Origin of the sequence: Kutzneria chonburiensis (assembly GCF_028622115.1) — a bacterium.
Lineage (GTDB): Bacteria > Actinomycetota > Actinomycetes > Mycobacteriales > Pseudonocardiaceae > Kutzneria > Kutzneria chonburiensis.
On record NZ_CP097263.1, the window covers coordinates 5868165 to 5888734 of the forward strand.

Here is a 20570-nt window from a genome sequence, read left to right on the forward strand (position 1 = left end):
ACGATCACCCGATTCCAGGGATGAGACGGATCACGAGGTCGATGAGCCAGATGCCGACGAACGGGGTGACGATGCCGCCGACCCCGTAGATCAGCAGATTGCGGCGCAGCACGCTGGACGCGCTGGACGGCCGGTACCGCACGCCCCGCAGGGCCAGCGGGATCAGCAGCACGATGATCAGCGCGTTGAAGATGACCGCGGACAGGATGGCCGAGGTCGGCGTGGCCAGGTGCATCACGTTGAGCCGGCCGAGCCCCGGGTAGATGGCGGCGAACATGGCCGGCAGGATGGCGAAGTACTTGGCCAGGTCGTTGGCGATGCTGAACGTGGTCAGCGCGCCCCGGGTGATCAGCAGCTGCTTGCCGATCTCCACGATCTCGATCAGCTTGGTCGGGTCCGAGTCGAGGTCGACCATGTTGCCGGCCTCCTTGGCGGCCGACGTGCCGGTGTTCATGGCCACGCCGACGTCGGCCTGGGCCAGCGCGGGCGCGTCGTTGGTGCCGTCGCCGGTCATCGCGACCAGCTTGCCGCCCTCCTGCTCCTGGCGGATCAGGGCCATCTTGTCCTCGGGCTTGGCCTCGGCCAGGAAGTCGTCCACGCCGGCCTCGGCGGCGATGGCCCGCGCGGTCAGCGGGTTGTCGCCCGTGATCATCACGGTCTTGATGCCCATGGCCCGCAGTTCGTCGAAACGCTCCTTCATGCCCGGCTTGACCACATCGGACAGTCGGATCACGCCACGCACCGCGGCCACGCCGCCGGACAGCTCGGCGCACACCAGCGGCGTGCCGCCCTCACCGGAGATCCGGTCCACAGCTTCGGTGACTTCTTCCGGGACAACGCCGCCGTTCTCTGTGACCCAGACCCGCACCGCGCTGGTCGCGCCCTTGCGGATCTGGCGGTCACCGATGTCCATACCGGACATCCGCGTCTGAGCGGTGAACGCGACGTTGAGAACCTCGCCGACCAGCTCGGTGGCGCTGACCTGCGCCGGGATTCCGAGATGCGCGGCGCAGAACTCGACAATACTGCGGCCTTCCGGCGTCTCGTCGGCGAGGCTCGAAAGCCGGGCAACGGTGGCCAGGTCGTCCACTGTGGACGAGCCGACCGGGATCAGCTCGGTGGCCCGCCGGTTGCCGAAGGTGATGGTGCCGGTCTTGTCCAGCAGCAGCGTGTCCACGTCACCGGCGGCCTCGACCGCCCGTCCGGACATGGCCAACACGTTGCGCTGCACCAAACGGTCCATGCCGGCGATGCCGATGGCCGACAGCAGCGCGCCGATCGTGGTGGGAATCAGGCAGACCAGCAACGCGGTCAGCACGATCACCGACTGCGGGCTGCCGGAGTAGATGGCCATCGGCTGCAAGGCGACGACCGCGAGCAGGAAGATGATGGTCAGCACGGCGAGCAGGATGGTCAGCGCGATCTCGTTCGGCGTCTTCTGTCGGGAAGCGCCTTCCACCAACGCGATCATCCGGTCCACGAAGGACTCGCCGGGCCGTGTCGTGATCTTGACGACGATCCGGTCGGACAGCACGGTGGTGCCGCCGGTGACGGCGGACCGGTCGCCGCCGGACTCGCGGATGACCGGGGCCGACTCGCCGGTGATGGCCGACTCGTCGACCGTGGCGATGCCCTCGACGACGTCGCCGTCACCCGGGATGACCTCGCCGGCCTCGACGACAACCAGGTCGCCGATCGTCAACTCGGTGCCGGGCACGCGCTCCTCGGAACCGTCCGACCGCAACCGCCGCGCGATGGACTCCTTCTTGGTGCGGCGCAACGACTCCGCCTGCGCCTTGCCGCGGCCCTCGGCCACCGCCTCGGCCAGGTTGGCGAACAACACCGTGAACCACAGCCAGATCGTGGCCACGACGGAGAACACGGTCGGGTTGGTGACGGCGAACACCGTGGACAGCGCCGACCCGATCCAGACCACGAACATGACCGGGTTCTTCATCTGGTGCCGCGGGTTGAGCTTGCGCAGCGCGTCGGGCAGCGAGCTGAGCAGCTGGCGCGGGTTGAAGGCGCCGGCCTGGAGCTTGCGCCCCGCGTTCTCGGCGTGGTGGCGGTCCACCTCCTCCACCGAACGCTGCTGGGAATCAGTGGTCGTGGTCATGACATGGCCTCCGCGATGGGACCGAGAGCGAGCGCCGGGACGAAGGTCAGCGCGGCGACGAGGAGAACGGTTCCGGTGACCATGGACGCGAACAGCGGTCCACTGGTCGGCAGCGTGCCGGCCGACGGCGGCACCTTCTTCTGCACGGCGAGTCCGCCGGCCAGGCACAGCACCGCCAGGATGGGAATGAAGCGGCCGAACGCCATGGCCACGCCCAGCGTGGACTCGAACCAGTCGTTGGTCACCGTCAGCCCGCCGAAGGCGCTGCCGTTGTTGTTGGACGCCGACGCGTAGGCGTAGAGGACCTCGGACAGGCCGTGCGCGCCTGGGTTGGTCAGGGCCGCGCCGGTCGAGGGCAGCACCGCGGCGATGCCGGCGAACACCAGGACCAGGGTCGGCATGGCCAGCATGGCGATGGACGCCATGGTGACTTCCCTGCGCCCCAGCTTCTTGCCCAGGTACTCCGGCGTGCGGCCGACCATCAGGCCGGCGAGGAACACCGCGACGATGGCGAACACCAGGATGCTGTAGATGCCGGTGCCGGTGCCGCCCGGCGATATCTCGCTGAACAGCATGTTCAGCATCGTGCCGCCACCACCGAGGCCGCTGAGGCTGTCGTGGGCGGCGTTGACCGCGCCGGTGGACGTGCCCGTGGTCGAGTTGGCGAACAGCGCCGAGCCGGGGATGCCGAACCGGCTTTCCTTGCCCTCCATGGCACTGCCGGCCAGCAGCGCGGCCGGACCGTTCGGGTGCGCCTCGGCCCACCAGATCACCGCGAGCATGCCGCCCCACAGCACGGCCATCACCGACAGGATGGTGTAGCCCTGCTTCTTGTCGGCCACCATCACGCCGAAGGTGCGGGTCAGGCTGACCGGGATCACCAGCAGCAGGAAGATCTCGACGAGGTTGGTCCACGCGTTGGGGTTCTCGAACGGGTGGGCCGAGTTGGCGTTGAAGATGCCGCCGCCGTTGGTGCCCAGCTCCTTGATCGCCTCCTGGCTGGCCGTCGGGGCCAGCGCGATGGTGTGCTGTGCGCCGTCCACTGTGGTCACGGCGATGCCGCCGGACAGGCTGTCCACCACACCCAGGGCGATCAGCACGATCGCGAACACGAAGGAGATCGGCAGCAGGATGCGGATCACGGTGCGGGTCAGGTCGACCCACAGGTTGCCGATCCGGTCGGTGCCGGCTCGCATGAAGCCGCGGATCAGCGCCACCGCGACGCACATGCCGATGGCCGCCGACACGAAGTTTTGCACGGTCAGGCCGGCCATCTGCACCAGGTGGCCGTAGGCCTGCTCCGGCACGTAGGACTGCCAGTTGGTGTTGGTGACGAAGCTGATCGCGGTGTTGAACGCGGTCGCGGGATTGATCTCCGGTCGGCCGAGGCCCAGCGGCAGCACAGTTTGTAGGCGCTGCAACAGGTACAGCACGACCACGGAGGCGAAGGAGAAGCCGAGCACGCCGTAGGCGTAGGTGGCCCAGCGCTGGTCGGACTCCGCGTCGACGCGGACCACCCGGTACAGCGCGCGTTCCACCCGCCAGTGCTTGGCGCTCAGGTAGGCGCGGGCCATGTAGTCGCCGAGCGGCTTGTACACCGCCGCGAGCGCGGCGAGCAGCAGGGCCACCTGGAGCAGGCCGGCAACAGTGTCGTTCATGTCAGAACTTCTCCGGCTTGATCAGGGCGACGAACAGGTAGACGAGCAACAGCAGGGCGAGCACGCCGCCGAGGACGTTCGCCACCGCACCGGCCCCGTTCACAGCCGCTCCATTCCGCGCAGCATGAGCGCGAGCACTCCGAAGACGCCGATCACCAGCACGGCGTAGGCCAGGTCGGCCATGACGCGCCTTTCCCCTCGTGAAGCGGTCACCCCCACGGCGACCGCGAACGAGATGAGCCTGCATCCGCGGCCACCGGGTGCGACGGCGGCTGATGGCGTCTTGACGCGCCGATATGCCGCATTGACGCGATATTGACGGCGCGGTGAGCCACGTCTCCCACCCGATCAGGGGACGGCGGAACTCAGCGTGACCGCCAACCCGCGCAGCCGATGCAGGGAAGGACGCCTTACCTGCGTTCAACGCAGGTAAGGCGTCCTTCCCTGCATCAAGAACGTGACTCGGTGTAGTTGTGCGTAAACGGTCAGCGGGCCTGGCGGGTGATGTGCGCGGCGACCTGGGTGCGGTTGTTGACGCCCAGCTTGTTCATGATGCTGCGCAGGTGCGTCTGCACAGTTCTGGTGCCCACGAACAACTTCGCCGCGATCTGAGGATTCGTCAGCCCGGCCGCGACCAGCTCGGCCACCTCGCGCTCGCGGGCCGTCAGCTCGGACTCGGCCGGCGCCACCGACCGCATCGCGTGCCCGGCCCGGGCCCCGATCGCCACCGCCCGCCCGAAGCCCATCTCGGCCCCCTCGGCGACGGCCGCATCGAACGCCCGCTCGCCCAGCGCCGCCCGGAGCATGGCGGCGGCCTGCTCGTGCCCCATCGCGAACGGCCCCGGCCGGTACAGCCGCAGGCCGATGTCCGACCACAGCTTGGCCGACGCGCCCAGCAGCAGCGCCGCCCGATCGTGGTAGCCGGCGGCGGCGCAGGCCCAGGACAGCGTCTCCATCGTCCAGCCGCAGCCCCACATGTCGTCGATGGCCTGGAAGCGCCGCAGCGCCTCCTCGATCAGCGTGATCGCCCGCTCCGGGTCGGTTCGGATGAAGTCCGTGCCGTACGCCCAGGTGGCGTTGGCCAGCGAGTAACCGGCCTGCAGCCGCTCGGCCCTGGCCACCAGCTCGCGACCGGCCGCCTCGGCCGTGTCCTCGCCGCTGTTGTGAGCCAGCCACATGTCGGCCGCGAACACGTCGCCGGCCGCGCCGACCCGCTCGAACAGGGCGCGGGCCTCGGTCAGGTGCCGGACCACGGCGTCCCGGTCGATCTCCACGATCCAGGCCCGGATTCCCTTGGCCAGCAACGTGGTCGCGTCGGCCAGGTCGTCGCCGGTGTCGGAGATCAGCTCCGGGGCCTGCGACGGGTCACCGAGGAAGATGGCGATGATGGTCGCCCAGGCCAGGCCGGTGGCCCGCAGCGGCGTCGGCAGCGGCTCGCCGCCGGCCAGCGCCAGACGCAGCCAGCGCAGGCCCTCGGCCAGGCCGCCGACCACGTACCAGCAGTGCGAGCGCAGCAGCGAGATCGCCATGTCCAGCGCGGCAGTGGCTTCGCCGGGCGTGCGCAGACTCCAGTCCACCGAGGCCAGCACGTTGGGCAGGTCATTGCGGATCCGCTCCAGCCAGCGCAGCTCGTCCGGGCCGAGCCAGCTGGTGGCGGCATCGTGGGCCAGGCGCTGGAAGTAATCACGGTGTCGACGGTGCAGTGATTCCGGGTCGTCCAGGCGGCTGGCGCCGTACTCGCGGATCGTCTCCAGCATCCGGTACCGGACCCGGCCACCGCGATGCTCGCTGGTCAGCAGCGACCGCTCGGCCAGCCCCGCCAACGCCGTCAGCACTTCCTCGCGCGGTAGCCGTTCATCGGCGCAAACGTGCTCGGCGGCGGCCAGATCGAGATCGCCGGCGAACACCGACAGCCGCGCCCACAGCAGCCGCTGATGCTCGGTGCAGAGCTGATAGCTCCAGTCCAGTGCCGCGGTCAGGCCGGTGAGCAGCCGAAACCGGTCGTCGAGGCGTTCGAGCAGGGTGGCCATGCCGATGGTCCGCAGCTGCGCGGCCGCCAGCTCGATGGCCAGCGGCAGACCCTCCAGCCGCTGACACAGCCGCAGCGCGGTGTCCCGGTCGCCGGCGCTCGGCACGAAGTCGGGCCGCGCCGCCTGCACGCGGTCGATCAGCAGGGTGACAGCCTCGGCGTCGAGCGGGCGCAGCTCCACCACGTGCTCGCCGGCGATGCCCAGCGGCTGCCGGCTGGTGGCGATCACCCGCAGGTCGGCCGCGGCCGTGAGCATCGCTCGCACGATGCCGCCGACCGTCTCGACGAGGTGCTCACAGTTGTCCAGCACCAGCAGTAAACGCCGGTCGCGGACGTGATCGAGCAGCACTTCCGTGGTGGTGCGGGTGGAGTGGTCGTGCACGCCGAGGCCCTTGGCGATGGTCTCGCAGACCAGCTGCGCGTCGGCGTTGCGGTTGAGCGTGGACAGGTCGGCCCACCAGGCGCCGTCGGCGAAGGACCGCCGCAGCTCGTGCGCGAGCCGTAGGCTCACCCGGGTCTTGCCGACGCCGCCGACACCGGTCACGGTCAGCAGGTGCGCCGAGGTCAGCCGGCGGCGCATCGCGGCCAGGTCGTCACGCCGTCCGACGAACGAGCTGATCTCCGTGGGTAGCGTGCCTCCCGTCATCGACCCACCCTAGAGCCCGCCGGCTACGCCATCGCCTACGCCATCGCGCGGATGCCGGAACCGGTGCCCGGCGGGCACGCTGGGTGACAGGGGAGGGGATGACCGGTGGCCCACTCGCCGGGGGTTGGGTGGGTCACCGTTCCCGTTCGTTCCCCGGCGCGGTGCGCGTCCGGACAGCGGCACAGGTCAGCGGGATATCCTGACCGTCCGCTGTGACCGGTTCGTGGAGGGCTGCCGTGACCACTGAGTTCGAGGTCAGCCAGCAGCAGTCGCTCCAGCTGCTCATCTCGCTGCACCGGTTGTTGCGCACCGTGCGGCAGGCCGCGCCGGCCAACGGGCTGTACCCGACCCAGTTGATCGTGCTGTCCCAGCTGTTGCAGGGCGGGCCGATGCGGGTCGGCGAGCTGGCCGCGCAGGTGCCGTGCTCGCAGCCGACCGCGACCACCATGGTCAGCCACCTGGAGGCGATGGGCCTGGTCGCGCGTGAGCCCGACCCGGACGACCGGCGGGCGATCCAGGTGACGCTGACCGAGACCGGCCGCGAGACCATCATCTCCGTGACCCACGGCGACGCCGAGATCATCGCCGCCCGGCTGGCCGAGCTCACGCCCGAGGAGGCCGCCCAGGTGCTGGCCGTCGCGCCGCTGCTGGAGCGGCTGTCCGGCCAGCGCGTCGATCAGAGGTAGAAGCCGATGCCCAGCACGCCCACGAAGGCCGAGGCCACCGCCGCGTTGGCCGGGACCACCAGCCACAGCAGGCGGCGGTCGACCCGGCTGTAGTAGCCGACCATGATCGAGATCAGCGCGGCCGGCAGCACCAGGAAGACCATGCCGAAGAGGTTGTAGCGGCCGAACGTCATGACCGGCAGCACCCGCAGCAGCCACCAGGCCGGTTGCAGGCTGTAGATGTAGGCCAGCACCTTGCCCGTGACGGTGGACCGGTCCGGGGTGAGGTACGGGGTCAGCGCCTTGACCACCGGCAGCTCCGCGACCGCGTGCACGCCGGCGCGGCCGCGGACCAGGATCGGCAGTGAGATGGCCAGGCCGATCAGTCCCGTCAGCAGGAACAGCGGCAGGCCCCGGTAGAACTCGCGCACCGACACCCCGAACAGCAGCGCGCTGGCCGTGGTGATCAGCAGACCCGTCAGGGCCAGCACCTCGACGCCGTCGTTGCGCTCCGCCTTGAGCTGCTGCGTCGGCTGCTCCGGCCCCGGCGGCGGCGGGTAGCCCGCCGCCGAGCGCAGCTCCGCCGCGTACGCCTCGGGGTTGCCGAGGCGCAGTTCCAGCTGGTCCTCGCCGTGGTCACGGGCCAGCTCGCGGACGTACTCCTCGGCGTCCTCCAGCAGCTCGTCCACCTCGGCCGGCGGCAGGTCGGCGAGGGCGGCCCGCATCCGCGTCAGGAAGCGGTCAGTAGTTGATCCATCGTCTTCGCGAACGTCCGCCACGTCCTGCACGACTCCTCCAGTCGAACGCGCCCCGACTCGCTGACGCGGTAGTACTTGCGGTGCGGGCCCTCCTCGCTCGGCACGACGTAGGAGGTGAGCAGGTCGGCCTTGTACAGCCGGCGCAGCGTGCCGTACACGGAGGCGTCGGCCACCTCGTCCAGGCCGCTCTGGCGCAGCCGGCGCAACACGTCGTAACCGTAGCCGTCCTCCTCCCGGAGCACGGCCAGGACCGCGAGGTCCAGGACGCCCTTGAGCAGCTGGCTGGTGTCCAACCGAACCTCCCGGTGATGCGCTGCGCCCACTATTCCGCAATGCGCACTACTACGCAAGTCGTAGTTGTGGGAAGCACTCCTCATATCCGGCCGGCTGGCAGACTCCCGGCCGTGATGACTGAAGACCTGTTCGTACAGCAGGAAAAGCTCCAGATCGAGGCGCACGCGGTGTGCACGGACCTGGACATCGACGCGAAGCTGGCGGGGCTCGGGGAGCCGGTGCACACGGGGAGCTCGGTGCTGGGGCTGATGGTCCGCCGGGACGTGGACATCACGGTGGCGTGCCAGAAGCTGGACGCGGGGGCGGTGGCGCGGCTGGGGGCGGAGCTGGCGGGGCACGAGCGGATCTGGAAGGTGCAGTTCCGCAACGACACCGGCAGCTGGAACGTGGAGCCGGAGCAGTATCCGGACGGGCTGTACCTGGGCCTGGGCTACGGGTCGGCGGAGGGACAGCGGTGGAACTTCGACATCTGGTTCGTGGACGAGCCGGCGCGCCAGCCGGACCTTGAGCACATCAAGACGTTGCCGCCCCGCCTGACGACCGAGACCCGGCGGGCGATTCTGGCGATCAAGCAGGCCTGGGCGGACAACCCCGACTACGGCAAGACGGTGCGCAGCTACACCATCTACCGCTCGGTGCTGGACGACGGCGTCCGCACGCCGGAGGACTTCACCCGCTGGCTTGCCGACCGGCCCAATGTCACATGAGCGTCATACTTGCCTCTATTCGGCACATCCGGACCGCATGTGCCACAAAAAGGGTTACACGTGGGGGTTCTTGGGCATGGGCTGGCACTTGGGGCAGGAGTAGGACGACCGGTTCATGAAGGGGTCGCGGCGGATGACGGAGCCGCAGCGACGGCAGGCCTTGCCCTCCTGGCCGTAGACCGCCAGCGCCCGGTCGAAGTAGCCGGACTGGCCGTTCACGTTGACGTACAAGGCATCGAAGGAGGTGCCGCCGGCGGCGAGGGCCTCGGTCATGACGTCGGTGGCGGCGGAGAGGAGCGCGCCGGCCTGAGCCCTGGTCAGTTTCTCGGTGGGCCGGGCCCAATGGAGCTTGGTGCGCCACAAGGACTCGTCGGCGTAGATGTTGCCGACGCCGGACACCAAGGTCTGGTCGAGCAGGGCCCGCTTCACGCCGGTTCGCTTGCGCCGCAACGCTGCCACGGCGGCGTCGGGGTCGAAGGCGGGATCCATGGGGTCACGGGCGATGTGCGAGACGGGGGCGGGCAGCGCGGTGCCGTCGACCTCGACGAGGTCGGCGAGGGCCAGCCCACCGAAGGTGCGCTGGTCGACGAAACGCAACTCGGGGCCGCCATCGTCGAAGCGGACCCGGACGCGAAGGTGCTTCTCGTCGGCCGCGTCCGAGGGTTGGACGAGCATCTGACCGCTCATACCCAGGTGGGCGATGATCGCCTCGGCGTCGTCCAGCTCCAGCCACAGGTACTTGCCGCGGCGGCCGGCGGCCACGATGGACCGGCCGGAGAGCCGGTCGGCGAAGTCCACCGGACCGGGCACGTGCCGGCGCACGGCGCGCAGGTTGAGCACCTCGACGGCGGTGATGCGGCGACCGGTCACATGGGCGTCCAAGCCCCGGCGAACGACCTCGACCTCAGGCAACTCCGGCACTGCCCATCCCTCCTATGAAGACCCAGAAGGGGGCATTCCCGGCGCTACGCCTGGAATGCCCCCTTCCGGGCACCACGTCCCCACGAAGATCAGCCGGCGTCGGCCGCCGGCGGGATCTCCGACTTGAGCGTGGTGTAAGCGGCCGCGGCCGCCTTCTGCTCCGCTTCCTTCTTGGTCTTGCCGGTGCCGGAGCCCAGTCCCCGCCCGCCGACATAGACGGTGGCGGTGAACTCCTTGCGATGGTCCGGCCCCTCGTCGTCCACCCGGTACTCGGGCACGCCGAGGCCCTGGGCGGCGGTCAGCTCCTGGAGACTGGTCTTCCAGTCAAGGCCCGCGCCCTTGAGCGGCGCGGCCTCCAGCAGCGGATCGAACAGCCGGTGCACCAGGCCCCGGGCCACGTCGATGCCATGGGCCAGATAGACGGCGCCGATCATCGCCTCGAGACCGTCGGCCAGGATGCTCGCCTTGTCACGGCCGCCGGTCAGCTCCTCGCCGCGCCCCAACAGCAGGTGCGCGCCGAGGCCGCCGTCGCCGAGGTCACGAGCGACGCCGGCCAGCGCCATCATGTTCACCACACTCGCCCGCAGCTTGGCCAACTGCCCTTCGGGCAGGTCGGGGTGTCTGCGGTACAAGTGGTCCGTCACCACGAGCCCGAGAACAGCGTCGCCGAGGAACTCGAGACGCTCGTTGGGCGGCAAACCGCCGTTCTCGTACGCGTAGGACCTGTGAGTGAGGGCCAACACGAGAAGCTCGGGGTCCAACTCGACACCGAGCGCCTCAAGTAGCGGGGTCCGATCCGGTGCCGGACCCCGGGATCCCTTACCTCCCACTGCGCTCAGCCTTCTCGCCGGGAGGCGGCGGTCAGGCCGGCTGGACGACCTGGCGGCCGTCGTACTGGCCGCAGGCCGGGCACGCGATGTGCGGCAGCTTGGGCTGGCGGCAGGCGCGGTTGGAGCAGGCCACCAGGTTGGGGGCGACGGCCTTCCACTGCGAACGGCGCGTACGGGTGTTGGAGCGGGACATCTTCCGCTTCGGGACGGCCACGACTAGCTCTCCTCCTCGGTCCCGCCGAACTTCTCCTGCAGAGCAGCCCAGCGAGGATCAATCGTCTCATGCGCGTGGTCGGGGCCCAGTTCGGCCCACTTGACGCCGCACTCGGCGCACAGTCCACGACAGTCCGGCGAGCACAGCGGAACCTGCGGCAGCGCGAGCACGACCGCGTCGCGCACCACCGGCTCCAGGTCGATGAGGTCGTCGACGAGCCTGGAGATCTCGTCTTCGTCCGTGGTCGCCTCGGTCGCGCTGTCCGGATACGCGAACAGCTCGGTGAAGCGGACCTCGACCTCGCCGGTCAGCGGATCAAGACACCTCGAGCACTCGCCGACCGTGGCCGCCTTGGCGGTTCCGGTGGCGAGGACGCCCTCCACTACCGACTCGACCAGCAGGTCCAGCACGACATCGCTGCCGACCTCGACCCCGATGACATCCGGGAAGCCGAGACCCTCCGGCGCCGGAGCCACTCGGTGGTAGCTGCGGCTGGAGCCGGGTCTACGGCCGATGTCCCTGGTGTCGATAACCCATGGGCCGGCCGTCTGCTGGGGGCGCGCGTGTGATCGTTGCTTAGGCATGGTGGTTGTGTCGCTGGTGGGGTGACTTACCGTGGCCAGCTGGTCAAGAGTACTCAAGAAGGTGGCCGGAAGGAAAATCAGCACGTCGGAGGGGGTGTATCTGTCCACCCGGAGTCGCGAGGCCCCGCCCCTGCTTCGCCCGGTTGCCGGATTTTTCGAGGTCCGCCACCCAACACGCCCCACCACCTGGCCCGATGCGGGCCTCGAAAAATCCGGCAAGGGCGAGGCAGGGGTCACGAGGGGCCGAGCCCCGCGCGGAACGCGCGGCATAGGCACAGCAGGGGTCACGAGGGGCCGAGCCGCGACGCCGGAGGCGGCGCCAAGAACACGGTGCTAATCCCGCGCGTAGTCAAAGGGCGCGCCGGAGGAGGCGCTGGTGCTCGACATCGGGGCCCGCAGGCTGGCCCGGCCCTTGCCGACGGTGCGCAGGGTGTGGGCCAGCAGGTCCTCGAAGTCGGCCAGCTTGGCGTCCACGTAGGCGTCGCACTCCCCGCGCAGGCGGTTGGCCTCGCCGCTGGCGGCGTCGAGCACCCGGGCCGACTCGGCGTGCGCAGCCTGCACGACCTCGGTCTGCTGGACCAGCCGGTGCTGCTCGTTGCGGCCGTCCTCGACGGCCCGCTCGTACGAGGCGCGGCCGGCCTGGACCATGCGGTCGGCCTCGGACCGGGCCCGGCCGGTCAGGTCCTCGTACTCGTGCCGGCCGGCGGTGACGACCCGCTCGGCCTCGTTCTCGGCCTCGGCGATCAGGCGCTCGGCATGCGCACGGGCATCGGCCACCATGCGGTCGGCCTCGGCCCGGGCCTCGGCCAGCATCCGCTCGGACTCCTCGCGGGCCTTGCCGACGCCGGTCTCGCTCTCGTGCTGGGCCTTGGAGATCATGCTGTCGCGGTGGTCGAGCACGTCCTGCGCGTCGTCCAGCTCGCGGGGAATGGCGTCCCGGATGTCGTCGAGCAGCTCGAGCAGGTCGCCACGGGGCACGACACAGCCGGAGGTCATCGGCACGCCGCGCGCTTCCTCGACAATCGTGACGAGTTCGTCGAGGGCCTCGAACACCCGGTACACGTCGCACTCCTCTTGGCTTATACGGCTGGCACTCTCCAGTCTGCCCGCTGAACCCGCGTCGCGCCGGGAGATCGGGGCGTGTCCGGCGCCCGATCTTCACGACCGGGCGCCGGCAGGCCTCACTTGTTGATGTTGACCAGGGAGAACGTGGCGTAGTGGTCGCCGGTGTAGAAGTACTCGCCGGCCGAGCCGGTGATGATGCGGCGGGCGCCGCGGGTGGAGGAGCCGGGGGTCGGCACCGTGTACTCGTGGTAGTAGCTGGCCGAGCACAGCGGCAGGATGTGCTCCTGGTTGCGGAAGACCACGCCGTCGTTCTTGGGATACGGGAACGGCCCGCCCTGTTTGATCAGCTTGACCGTGGTCGTGGCCTGCGCCGGCAGGCTGGACAGGTTGACCTTCTTGTAGCTGCTGGTGTTGCCGCAGGCCACCTGCGCGGCCGCCGGGTGGGCGGGCGCGGCGGCGCTGACCTCGGCCAGACCGAGCGTGCCGAGGACAGCGATGACGAGAGCAAGCAGGGCCTTCACGGCTCGTGACGTGAGGTAGCTCATCCCGGCAACGTAACGCGATCAGGTGATCACCAGAAGGAGTGAACCTGAACCAACGGTTGACAGTCAGGCCCGCTCGGCCAGCCGGGCCAGCAGCCGCTCGTGCACCAGCTCGGGCAGCAGGTGGGCCACGTCGCCCTGATAGGTGGCCACCTCCTTGACCAGCGAGCTGGACAGGAAGCTGTGCAGCGGGTTGGTCGGCATGAACAGCGTCTCCACCTCGGACAGCTGGTGGTTCATCTGCGCCTGCTGGAGCTCGTAGTCGAAGTCGCTGATCGCCCGCAGGCCCTTGATGATCACCTTGACGTCGTTGGCCCGGCAGTAGTCCACGGTCAGCCCGTGCCAGCTGTCCACCCGCACGTTGGGCAGGTGGGCGGTGACCTCGCGGATCATGTCCATCCGCTCGTCCACGGTGAACAGCGTCTTCTTGCTCTTGTTGATCCCGACCAGGATGACCAGCTCGTCGAAGACCTCGGCGGCCCGGGTGACGATGTCCAGATGGCCGTTGGTCACCGGGTCGTAGGAGCCGGGGAAACCGCGCGCCGCATGGCCGGACGGTAACAGGGATGCCGACGGCTCACCGCGTGGCAGCGATCACTGCCCAGTGCAGTGTCGTCTCCCCGTACTTGCGGCTGCGGGTCGGCTCGATGCCCTCGGGCCAGCGCGGATCCTCGCTCCGGGTGGACCGCTCCACGATGAGCGTCGCGTCCTCGGCCGCCCACGACCGCAGGGCGGCCAGCACATCGGCCAGCTCCGGCTCCCCCAGCGCGTACGGCGGGTCGACGAAGATCAGGTCGTAGCGGTCCCCCGGCGTCGTCGCCAGCACCGACTGCACGGTGCCGAGTCGCACGTCCGCGCCCGGCAGGCCGAGGCCCTTGGCGTTGCGGCGCAGGATCTCGCCGGCCCGCCGGTCGGACTCCACGAACGTCGCCAGGACGGCCCCGCGCGACAACGCCTCCAGCCCCAGCGCACCCGACCCGGCGTACAGGTCGAGTACCCGCAGCCCATCCAGGCCGACGGCCGCCTCCAGGGCGCTGAACAGTGCCTCCCGGACGCGGTCCGAGGTCGGGCGGGTGCCGCTGGGCGGCACCTCCAGCCGACGTCCCCCGGCCGCCCCGGCCACGATCCTGGTCACCGGGTCATCGTCGCCTACCGCCTGCGGCGCTGCCCGCGCAGGGCGAGCACGACCATGAAGCCGAAGATCCCGCCGAGCCACCAGAACAGCAGGGTGAGCTTCCAGGTGCCCGTGCTGGCGTCGTCCGGGTACTGCACCAGGGATACGGTCGAGGCGGCCGCGAACAGCAGGCACAGCGCGGGGATCACTGCGAACACGGCGAGGCCCACCTTCCATCCGGTCGACCGCGCGACCGGCGTCGCCGGTGCGGGTGCAGCCGGCGGGGCGGGCGGCATGGGGCGCTGCGGGATGCGGTCGGCCGCGCGGGCCGGCTGCCACACCTTGACCTCGTCGGGCACCAGTTCGTCGATGCCGGCGATGGTCTCGGCCGACACGTCGTACAGGTTCGGCTCGATGCTGACGCTCACCGCGTCCGCGCCGACCAGCCGCCGCGCGCCGTCGGGCCAGCACTGCATCAGCACGCAGTCGCCGTACAGCACGGTCAGCACACCGTGCGGCGACACCATGCTGACGCCGTCGTAGCCGAGAACCAGCGTGAGGTCCTTCTTCTGCAACGAAGGGAACTCGCCGCCGGTCGTCGCCGTGGCCGACCACATCGGGGCCTCGGCAAAACCGGCCCAGTCGACGCGGTTGCCCCGCGGCACCTGCATCAACAGCGAGCCCATGGCCTGCACGGCCACCTCGCGCAGGTCCTCGACGGTCACGGCCGCCAACGCGGCCCGGAAGTCCGTGAGCGAGCAGCGCGGCCGGCCGTAGAGGACGTCGATCGCCTCGGCGAACACCATCGCCCGGGCCGCTTCCGGCCGGTCCAGCGAGGTGGTCGCCTTGTCCCGCACGGCTTCCAGCTCGTCGGCGTCGATACGGCCGACGCGCAGCGCGGTCAGCACGTCGATCAGCCCGCCCAGGACGGCGTCCTGCTTCTCCGGCAGCGCGTCGGCCATCGCGGTGATCGTCGCGCTCTCGCCGTCACGAGGCGCGTACGCCGCCACGACCGCGTAGGAGTTGCCGTCCTCGGTGCGCAACGCCCGGAACAGCGCCCGCTCCAACACCATCGTGAACAGCGACGCCCGGGCCGACCGCTCCACGATCGCCGTGAGACTGACCTTGCCGTTGCCCTCCTCGAAGTACGAAGGCGTCGTCGGCAGCGTGGAGGTGAGCGCCGGCAACGGCTGCGGAGATCCGGACGGCAGGGTCAGGTTCAGCCCCTCCGGCACCTCGCCGGCGATCCACAGCACCGCGTTCTCCCGCGTGAACCGGGTCGCCGCCCAGTCGCGCACGTCGTCGTCGGTGATCGCCTCCAGACCCCACTCCGGGTAGCCCGCCGCGCCGAAGCCGACGGCGCCGTAGCGCCAGACGAGCAGGCTGTCGTGCGGGCGGCCGGCCTCCTCGGTGCGCAGGATCGTCTTCTCCGTGGTGATCCGGTCCAGCGGCAGATCGCGCAGCGAGTCGCAGACGCTGGTCAGATAGGTCGTCACGGCCTTGTCGCTGCCGCTGGTGAAGAAGTGCGTGGTGGTCAGGCCGGTGGACCCGTTGGCGTCGTGCTCCAGCAGGCCGTGCCGGTGCAGCGCCAGGTGCTCGACCAGGTGCGTGATGCCGCGCCTGGACAGCGGCTCGTCGGCGCAGCCGACCCGGAACACCAGGCCGGCCGCGAGCGGGCCGGTGCTGGGGACGACGAGCGTCCTGATGCCGCCGACCTCGGTCTCCTTGATCACTTCACACCGCCGAGGGCTTTGTCGCGCAACTGGTTGAAGGCCACGTCCGGCTTGGTGAGCCGCTTCCACGGGTATTCGCCGGCCACCTCGTCGCCGAGCGGCGCGAAGCAGGCCGCGGCCCGCTCGTGGTCGCCCATCAGACCGAACAGGTAGGCGAACACCCCGTAGGCAGTCGGCCAGTGATAGCCGCCGACGAAGTTCGGGTGCAGCACGGACCTCTCGGCCGCCGCGATGATCTCCCGCTGCACGGCCACCTTCTTCAGGTAGCTCGATTCCTCAACGCCGTTGAGCTCGAAGTAGTGCTCCACGTGCGCCTCGCCGACGGTGGTCGGGCTCAGCGAGCCGGGCGGCGCGGCGTCCATGCACTCACGGGCGAACGTGTGCAGCGCCTCCCACGAGCCGCTCCACTTCGGACACAGCTGCTGCACCAACTGGCTCTGCGCGGCGAAGCTGTGCGGGGCGAACCGCGCCAGTCGGTCGTAGCGGCGGCGGGCCTCGCTCTGCCCGACCTCCAGCCCACGGGCGCTACGCAGCCGGAACACCCAGGCCACCACATCGCCCGGGTCCTCGGCCGTCAGCTCCAACAGGATCGGCTCCGCCTTGAGCAGTTGCGCACGCATGCCGATGAACTGGTCTCGCCGGACGTGGGTGGCCCGCTTGCTCGAACGGATCTCCCACGCCTTGGAGATCAGCCGCGCGGCCAGCAGCCGCCGGGCCAGCGGCGACGGCGGCAGCGCGGCCAGGAACTCCTCCGCGCCGGTCACCTCGGCCACGACGTGGGCCGCGAACGCGGTCATGTCGACGTCGGGCAGGCCGGCGAAGAACAGCTCGATGGCCGTCCAGTCGGCCGCGCGCACCGACTCGCGCAACTCGAGCAGCTCAGGGAAGGCCGCCGCCTGATCGAACCGGCGGGCCGGGGGCGTGATCACCAGCGAGACAATAGATGAAAACCCTTCATCTATGTGGCGGTGTCCCGGTGTGCCGTGGAATCGCTCTCACGATACCGCCTTCGCCCGCCTGCCCTTGCGGAGGACCAGTACCAACGACAGGCCCCAGGCCGCCGCGAGCACCCACTCGAAGATCATCCCGGGCAGCAGCCGCACGTGGTTGCCGTCATTGACAAAGGCCAGGGTGCCGACCACCGCCAGCAGGGTGAAGAACCCCGTCACGATGCTGAGGAAGATCAGGCCGGCTTTCCTCGGCGCGGCCTTCTTCGGCGGCGGCGCCGGGACGGGCATCCCGACCGGGGCCGCCGCAACCTTGGCCGACGGACGCGGGACGTGCGACCGGGCCGGCATCGTGATCCGCACCCTCGGGTGCACCTGCGCGTCGAGCCACCCGATCGCGGTCGGCGGCATGTCGATCATCGCCGGCTCGATGGTCACGGCCGTGCCGTCCGCGCCGACCAGCTGCCGCGCGCCGTCGGGCCAGCAGCGCATCGCCACGCACTCCTGGAACGTCACCGTCACCGCGCCCTTGGGAGTGACCAGGCTGACGCCTTCGCCACCGAGAACCAGCTGCTGTCCCTCCTGCTCCAACGACGCGTGCGCGTTGCCGTGGACCACTTTGGCGGACCACAGCGGCGCCGGCGTGAACCCGGCCCACTCGGCGCCGAGCCCCTTGGGCACCTGAAGCAGCCCGGTCGAGATCATCTCCACGGCAACCGAGCGCATGTCGTCGACCGTCACCGCCGCGTAGGCCGCGCGCAGCTGCGGGACGCTCAGCGCCCGGTGGCCGATCAGCAGGTCGACGGCGGCGCTCGGCAAGGAGTTGGCGACGGCGTCGGGCTGGTCGAGGCGCGCCAGCGTCTTCGTCCGAACGGCTGCGAGGTCGGCCTCGTCGATCCGGCCGACACGCATCGCCGCGAGCACGTCCACGAAGCCGCCCAGCACCGCCGCCTGCTTCTCCGGCAACGCGTCGGCGACGGCCATGATCTGCGCGAACTGCGCGTCCCGCGGCATATACGCGGCGTGCGGCGAGTAGGAGTTGCCGTCTTCGCGCCGCAACGCCTGGAACAGCACCCGGTCCAGCAGGTCGGCGAACAGCGCGGCCCGCGGTCCCCGGCCGACGATGCCGCTGTACGCGAGGGTGGTGGTGGACTCGGCATAGAAGGCCGGTGTGGTCGGCAGGGCCGAGGTCACCGGCGGCATCGGGTTGACCGGCCCGGACGGCAGCGCCAGCCGCAACCCCGCCGGCAGGTCGCCGGCGATCCACAGCACCGCGTTCTGGCGGGTGAACCGCGTGCCGACCCAGTGCCGGAGGTCGTCAGGACCGAGCGCGTCCAGGCCCCACTCGGGATAGCCGACGGTGCCGTGGCCGACCGCGCCGTAGCGCCAGATCGGCAGCGAGGGGACGCCACGACCGGCTTCTTCGGTGCGCAGCACGGACTTCTCGACCGGTAATCGCTCCATCGGCAGGTTGGTCAGCGACTCGCAGACCGCGGTGAGGTAGGCGACCACGTCAGCCGGGGTGCCGCTGGTGAAGAAATGCGTGGTGGTGACGGCCGTGGCGGCGTTGGCCTGATGGTCGATCTCGCCGTGGCGGTGCAGCGCCAGGTGCTCGACCAGATGTGTGATGCCGCGGCGCGGCAGCGGTTCGTCGGCGAAGCCGACGCGGAACACCAACCCGGCCCGCGTCGGCCCGGTGTGCGGCGTGACGAGCGTTCTGACGCCGTCGACCTCGGTGAGACTGATCATCCGTTCCCCCCTACAGCGGCGGATCTGAGCTCCTCGAATCCGGCCGCGGGGTTCTTATAGCACCAGGACCACGGATAATCACTGGCCAGGTCGCCCAGTGCGCGGAAGTGCACGGCCGCTTTGTGCGGATTGCCCGCCCAGGAGGAAAGGATCGCGAACACGCCGTGCGCCTCCACCCAGCCCGGAACCGGGCGAAACGCCGGATGGAACAGGGACTTGCGGGCCGCCGCGTCCAGTTCCGCCTCGACGCCGGCCAGATACTCCCGCCGTTTGTCCTTGTCGTTGATGTTGTGGGCGTGTTCCAGGTGCGCCTCGGCGACCACGGTCGCGCACAACGACCCTGGCGGCGCGGCGTCGAGGCATTCCCGCGCGAATCCGTGCAGTGAATCCCAGGAACCGCCCCATTTCGGACAAAGCTGCTGGGCCAAAGCGGACTGTCCCGAAAAATGGTGCGGATCGGCCCGGGCCAACCGGTCATAGCGGCGCCGCGCCTCGCTCTGACCGAGCCCCAGCCCCTGGCACACCGTGATCCGCTCACGCCAGGCCAGGACATCGGACGGATCGGCCGCGGTGAGGTCGATCAGGATCGCCTCGGCGCTGCGCAGCTGCTCGTGCATGCCGGCGAACTGCTCGGCCGACACGTGCTTGGCCAGCTTGTCGCTGCGGATCTCCCAGGCGTGAACGATGTGCCGCGCCGCCAGCAGCAGCCGGCTCAGCCGCGACGGCGGCACCCGCCGCAGGAACTCCTCGACCCCTTTGACCTTGGCCACGACCCGGACCGCCACCGTCATCCCGTCGTCGGGGATGGTGGCGAAGAACTGCTCGACGGCCGGCCAGTCGCCGGCCGCGAGTGCCGCCTCCAACCGGAGATACACGGGAAAGGCCGCGGTGAGCTCGAATCTCGGAGACGTCACCCGCCGGACGATAGATGAATCCCATTCGCCTACGGCACCGGTTTCGCCGTTCGGAAAGCGCCGTTCCTCTACTCGGAGTAGAGGAACGGGGCTTTCCGAACGTCAGCTGCGAACCGGGTGGGGGGCGGCGAGCTGGGCGGGCAGCGCGGTGGAGTGGGCGTGCAGGGCGGCGCCGACGGCACGCAGGATCGGGGCCAGAACCTGGAGTTTGTCGGGATTGTCGGTGGCGCATTCGGTGATGCCGGCCCCGATGATCGGCCGAATGGCGGCAACGGCCCGAATGGCGTCGACCAGTTCGCTGATCAGCAGACCGCCGGGAACGGGGCAGGTGACGTCGGAGAACTCGCTGGGATCCAACACGTCGAGATCGATGTGCAGATAGAACTGCGGCGCACGGGAAGCGGTGACGGCATGGACGACCCAGGAGGCGTCGTAGTCCCGCTCGATCGGCACGTGGCGCACGAGCCCGCGGTCGACCATGGCCTGCTCGCCGGGATCGAGGGCCCGCGCGCCGGCGAGCACGACGCGCCGCGACACGATCGGACTATCGAGCACGAAGTCGCGGTCGCCTTCGCCGAAGGCGTGGCGTAACGCCATTCCGTGGTACGCACCGGAAGGCGAGGTCGCGGGAGTGTTGAGATCACCGTGGGCGTCGAACCACAGCACGCCGAGCGCCGGCCCGTAGCGCTGCCGGGCGAAGCCGAGCGGCACGGTCTCCACGCCACAGTCGCCGCCGATGGTCAGCACCGGCCCCTGCGCCTGACGTAAGGCCTGCGCCTGGAAGGCCCGGTTGGCCAGCAGCACTTCGCGATTGTGGATGCCGCCCACCAGTTTTGACGTGCCGGCGCGCACCGGCACCCGGCGCACGTCCAGCCCGAGCACCCGGCCGGCTAAGTCGGCGAGCGCGAGCGAGGCAGTGGGCAACCACGGGGACTTGGGGACGACCGCGCCCTGACGCTGGGCCACGGACTGCAACTCCAGCACGAATCACACCTTGCCAGCCAACGAGATCGCGCCACCAGACGGCAACACGGGGAACATCTCGTCACTCTACCGGGTGAAGCGGCAGCGCGCCGTAAAAGTT

Annotated in this window: 20 protein-coding genes and 1 pseudogene; 2 read left to right on the forward strand and 19 right to left on the reverse strand. The window is 70.0% G+C overall.

What is annotated here, in order from left to right; genetic code table 11:
* Positions 1-4: 4 nt before the first annotated feature.
* The 4 genes from kdpB to M3Q35_RS26495 all read right to left on the reverse strand — a co-directional run bounded on the left by kdpB (position 5) and on the right by M3Q35_RS26495 (position 6449).
* Entirely contained in the window at positions 5-2116 is a 2112-nt protein-coding gene (gene kdpB, locus M3Q35_RS26480; RefSeq protein WP_273935227.1) for a potassium-transporting ATPase subunit KdpB, read from the reverse strand.
* Positions 2113-3774: a potassium-transporting ATPase subunit KdpA gene (gene kdpA / locus M3Q35_RS26485; RefSeq protein WP_273935228.1), complete on the reverse strand. Its 1662-nt coding sequence runs from the start codon at positions 3772-3774 to the stop codon at positions 2113-2115. Before kdpA ends, kdpB begins: the two co-directional genes overlap by 4 nt.
* Before the next feature lies 1 nt (position 3775).
* Complete coding sequence (gene kdpF, locus M3Q35_RS26490; RefSeq protein ID WP_273935229.1) at positions 3776-3877, reverse strand: K(+)-transporting ATPase subunit F; 102 nt, start codon at positions 3875-3877, stop codon at positions 3776-3778.
* A gap of 382 nt (positions 3878-4259) precedes the next feature.
* Complete coding sequence (locus tag M3Q35_RS26495; protein ID WP_273935231.1) at positions 4260-6449, reverse strand: helix-turn-helix transcriptional regulator; 2190 nt, start codon at positions 6447-6449, stop codon at positions 4260-4262.
* A gap of 236 nt (positions 6450-6685) precedes the next feature.
* Here M3Q35_RS26495 and M3Q35_RS26500 point away from each other — a divergent pair, with 236 nt between their 5' ends.
* Positions 6686-7135 carry a MarR family winged helix-turn-helix transcriptional regulator gene (locus M3Q35_RS26500; RefSeq protein WP_273935232.1) on the forward strand — a complete coding sequence of 150 codons (450 nt, stop codon included), beginning with the start codon at positions 6686-6688 and terminating at the stop codon, positions 7133-7135.
* On the opposite strand, the gene M3Q35_RS26505 is transcribed toward M3Q35_RS26500, so the two are convergent.
* Entirely contained in the window at positions 7126-7839 is a 714-nt protein-coding gene (locus M3Q35_RS26505) for an HAAS signaling domain-containing protein (RefSeq protein ID WP_273935233.1), read from the reverse strand. The two genes, M3Q35_RS26500 and M3Q35_RS26505, sit on opposite strands and share 10 nt — an antisense overlap.
* 5 nt (positions 7840-7844) lie before the next feature.
* Positions 7845-8165: a PadR family transcriptional regulator gene (locus M3Q35_RS26510; protein ID WP_273935234.1), complete on the reverse strand. Its 321-nt coding sequence runs from the start codon at positions 8163-8165 to the stop codon at positions 7845-7847.
* A 111-nt stretch (positions 8166-8276) separates the two neighbouring features.
* Between M3Q35_RS26510 and M3Q35_RS26515 the strand changes: the two genes are divergently transcribed.
* Positions 8277-8873 carry a hypothetical protein gene (locus tag M3Q35_RS26515; RefSeq protein ID WP_273935236.1) on the forward strand — a complete coding sequence of 199 codons (597 nt, stop codon included), beginning with the start codon at positions 8277-8279 and terminating at the stop codon, positions 8871-8873.
* Between the two features lie 54 nt (positions 8874-8927).
* Here M3Q35_RS26515 and mutM read toward each other — a convergent pair whose 3' ends face one another.
* The 13 genes and pseudogenes from mutM to M3Q35_RS26580 form a co-directional block, all read right to left on the reverse strand.
* The gene (gene mutM / locus M3Q35_RS26520) at positions 8928-9794 is read right to left on the reverse strand and encodes a bifunctional DNA-formamidopyrimidine glycosylase/DNA-(apurinic or apyrimidinic site) lyase (RefSeq protein WP_273935237.1); all 867 of its coding nucleotides are present in this window, start codon (positions 9792-9794) and stop codon (positions 8928-8930) included.
* Between the two features lie 89 nt (positions 9795-9883).
* Positions 9884-10624, reverse strand: coding sequence for a ribonuclease III (gene rnc / locus M3Q35_RS26525; RefSeq protein ID WP_273935238.1), 741 nt, complete (start codon positions 10622-10624; stop codon positions 9884-9886).
* Positions 10625-10655: 31 nt separating this feature from the next.
* The gene (rpmF, locus tag M3Q35_RS26530) at positions 10656-10838 is read right to left on the reverse strand and encodes a 50S ribosomal protein L32 (RefSeq protein ID WP_184865833.1); all 183 of its coding nucleotides are present in this window, start codon (positions 10836-10838) and stop codon (positions 10656-10658) included.
* 2 nt (positions 10839-10840) lie between these two features.
* On the reverse strand, positions 10841-11422 hold the full coding sequence (locus M3Q35_RS26535; RefSeq protein WP_273944474.1) for a YceD family protein: 582 nt from the start codon (positions 11420-11422) through the stop codon (positions 10841-10843).
* A 333-nt stretch (positions 11423-11755) separates the two neighbouring features.
* Entirely contained in the window at positions 11756-12484 is a 729-nt protein-coding gene (locus tag M3Q35_RS26540; protein WP_273935239.1) for a DivIVA domain-containing protein, read from the reverse strand.
* 119 nt (positions 12485-12603) lie between these two features.
* A complete protein-coding gene (locus tag M3Q35_RS26545) occupies positions 12604-13032 on the reverse strand; it encodes a guanyl-specific ribonuclease (protein WP_273935240.1) in 429 nt (142 codons plus the stop codon).
* Between the two features lie 63 nt (positions 13033-13095).
* Positions 13096-13577 (reverse strand): annotated as a pseudogene (coaD, locus tag M3Q35_RS26550) (pantetheine-phosphate adenylyltransferase).
* Between the two features lie 29 nt (positions 13578-13606).
* Entirely contained in the window at positions 13607-14164 is a 558-nt protein-coding gene (rsmD, locus tag M3Q35_RS26555) for a 16S rRNA (guanine(966)-N(2))-methyltransferase RsmD (RefSeq protein ID WP_273935241.1), read from the reverse strand.
* A gap of 14 nt (positions 14165-14178) precedes the next feature.
* Positions 14179-15876: a M16 family metallopeptidase gene (locus M3Q35_RS26560; RefSeq protein ID WP_273935242.1), complete on the reverse strand. Its 1698-nt coding sequence runs from the start codon at positions 15874-15876 to the stop codon at positions 14179-14181.
* On the reverse strand, positions 15873-16805 hold the full coding sequence (locus tag M3Q35_RS26565; protein ID WP_273935244.1) for a hypothetical protein: 933 nt from the start codon (positions 16803-16805) through the stop codon (positions 15873-15875). Before M3Q35_RS26565 ends, M3Q35_RS26560 begins: the two co-directional genes overlap by 4 nt.
* Positions 16806-16871: 66 nt before the next feature.
* Positions 16872-18572, reverse strand: coding sequence for a M16 family metallopeptidase (locus M3Q35_RS26570; RefSeq protein WP_273935245.1), 1701 nt, complete (start codon positions 18570-18572; stop codon positions 16872-16874).
* Entirely contained in the window at positions 18569-19486 is a 918-nt protein-coding gene (locus M3Q35_RS26575; protein WP_273935246.1) for a hypothetical protein, read from the reverse strand. The genes M3Q35_RS26570 and M3Q35_RS26575 overlap by 4 nt, the downstream gene beginning before the upstream one ends.
* 102 nt (positions 19487-19588) lie before the next feature.
* Entirely contained in the window at positions 19589-20470 is an 882-nt protein-coding gene (locus M3Q35_RS26580; RefSeq protein ID WP_273935247.1) for an arginase family protein, read from the reverse strand.
* Between the last annotated feature and the right edge of the window lie 100 nt (positions 20471-20570).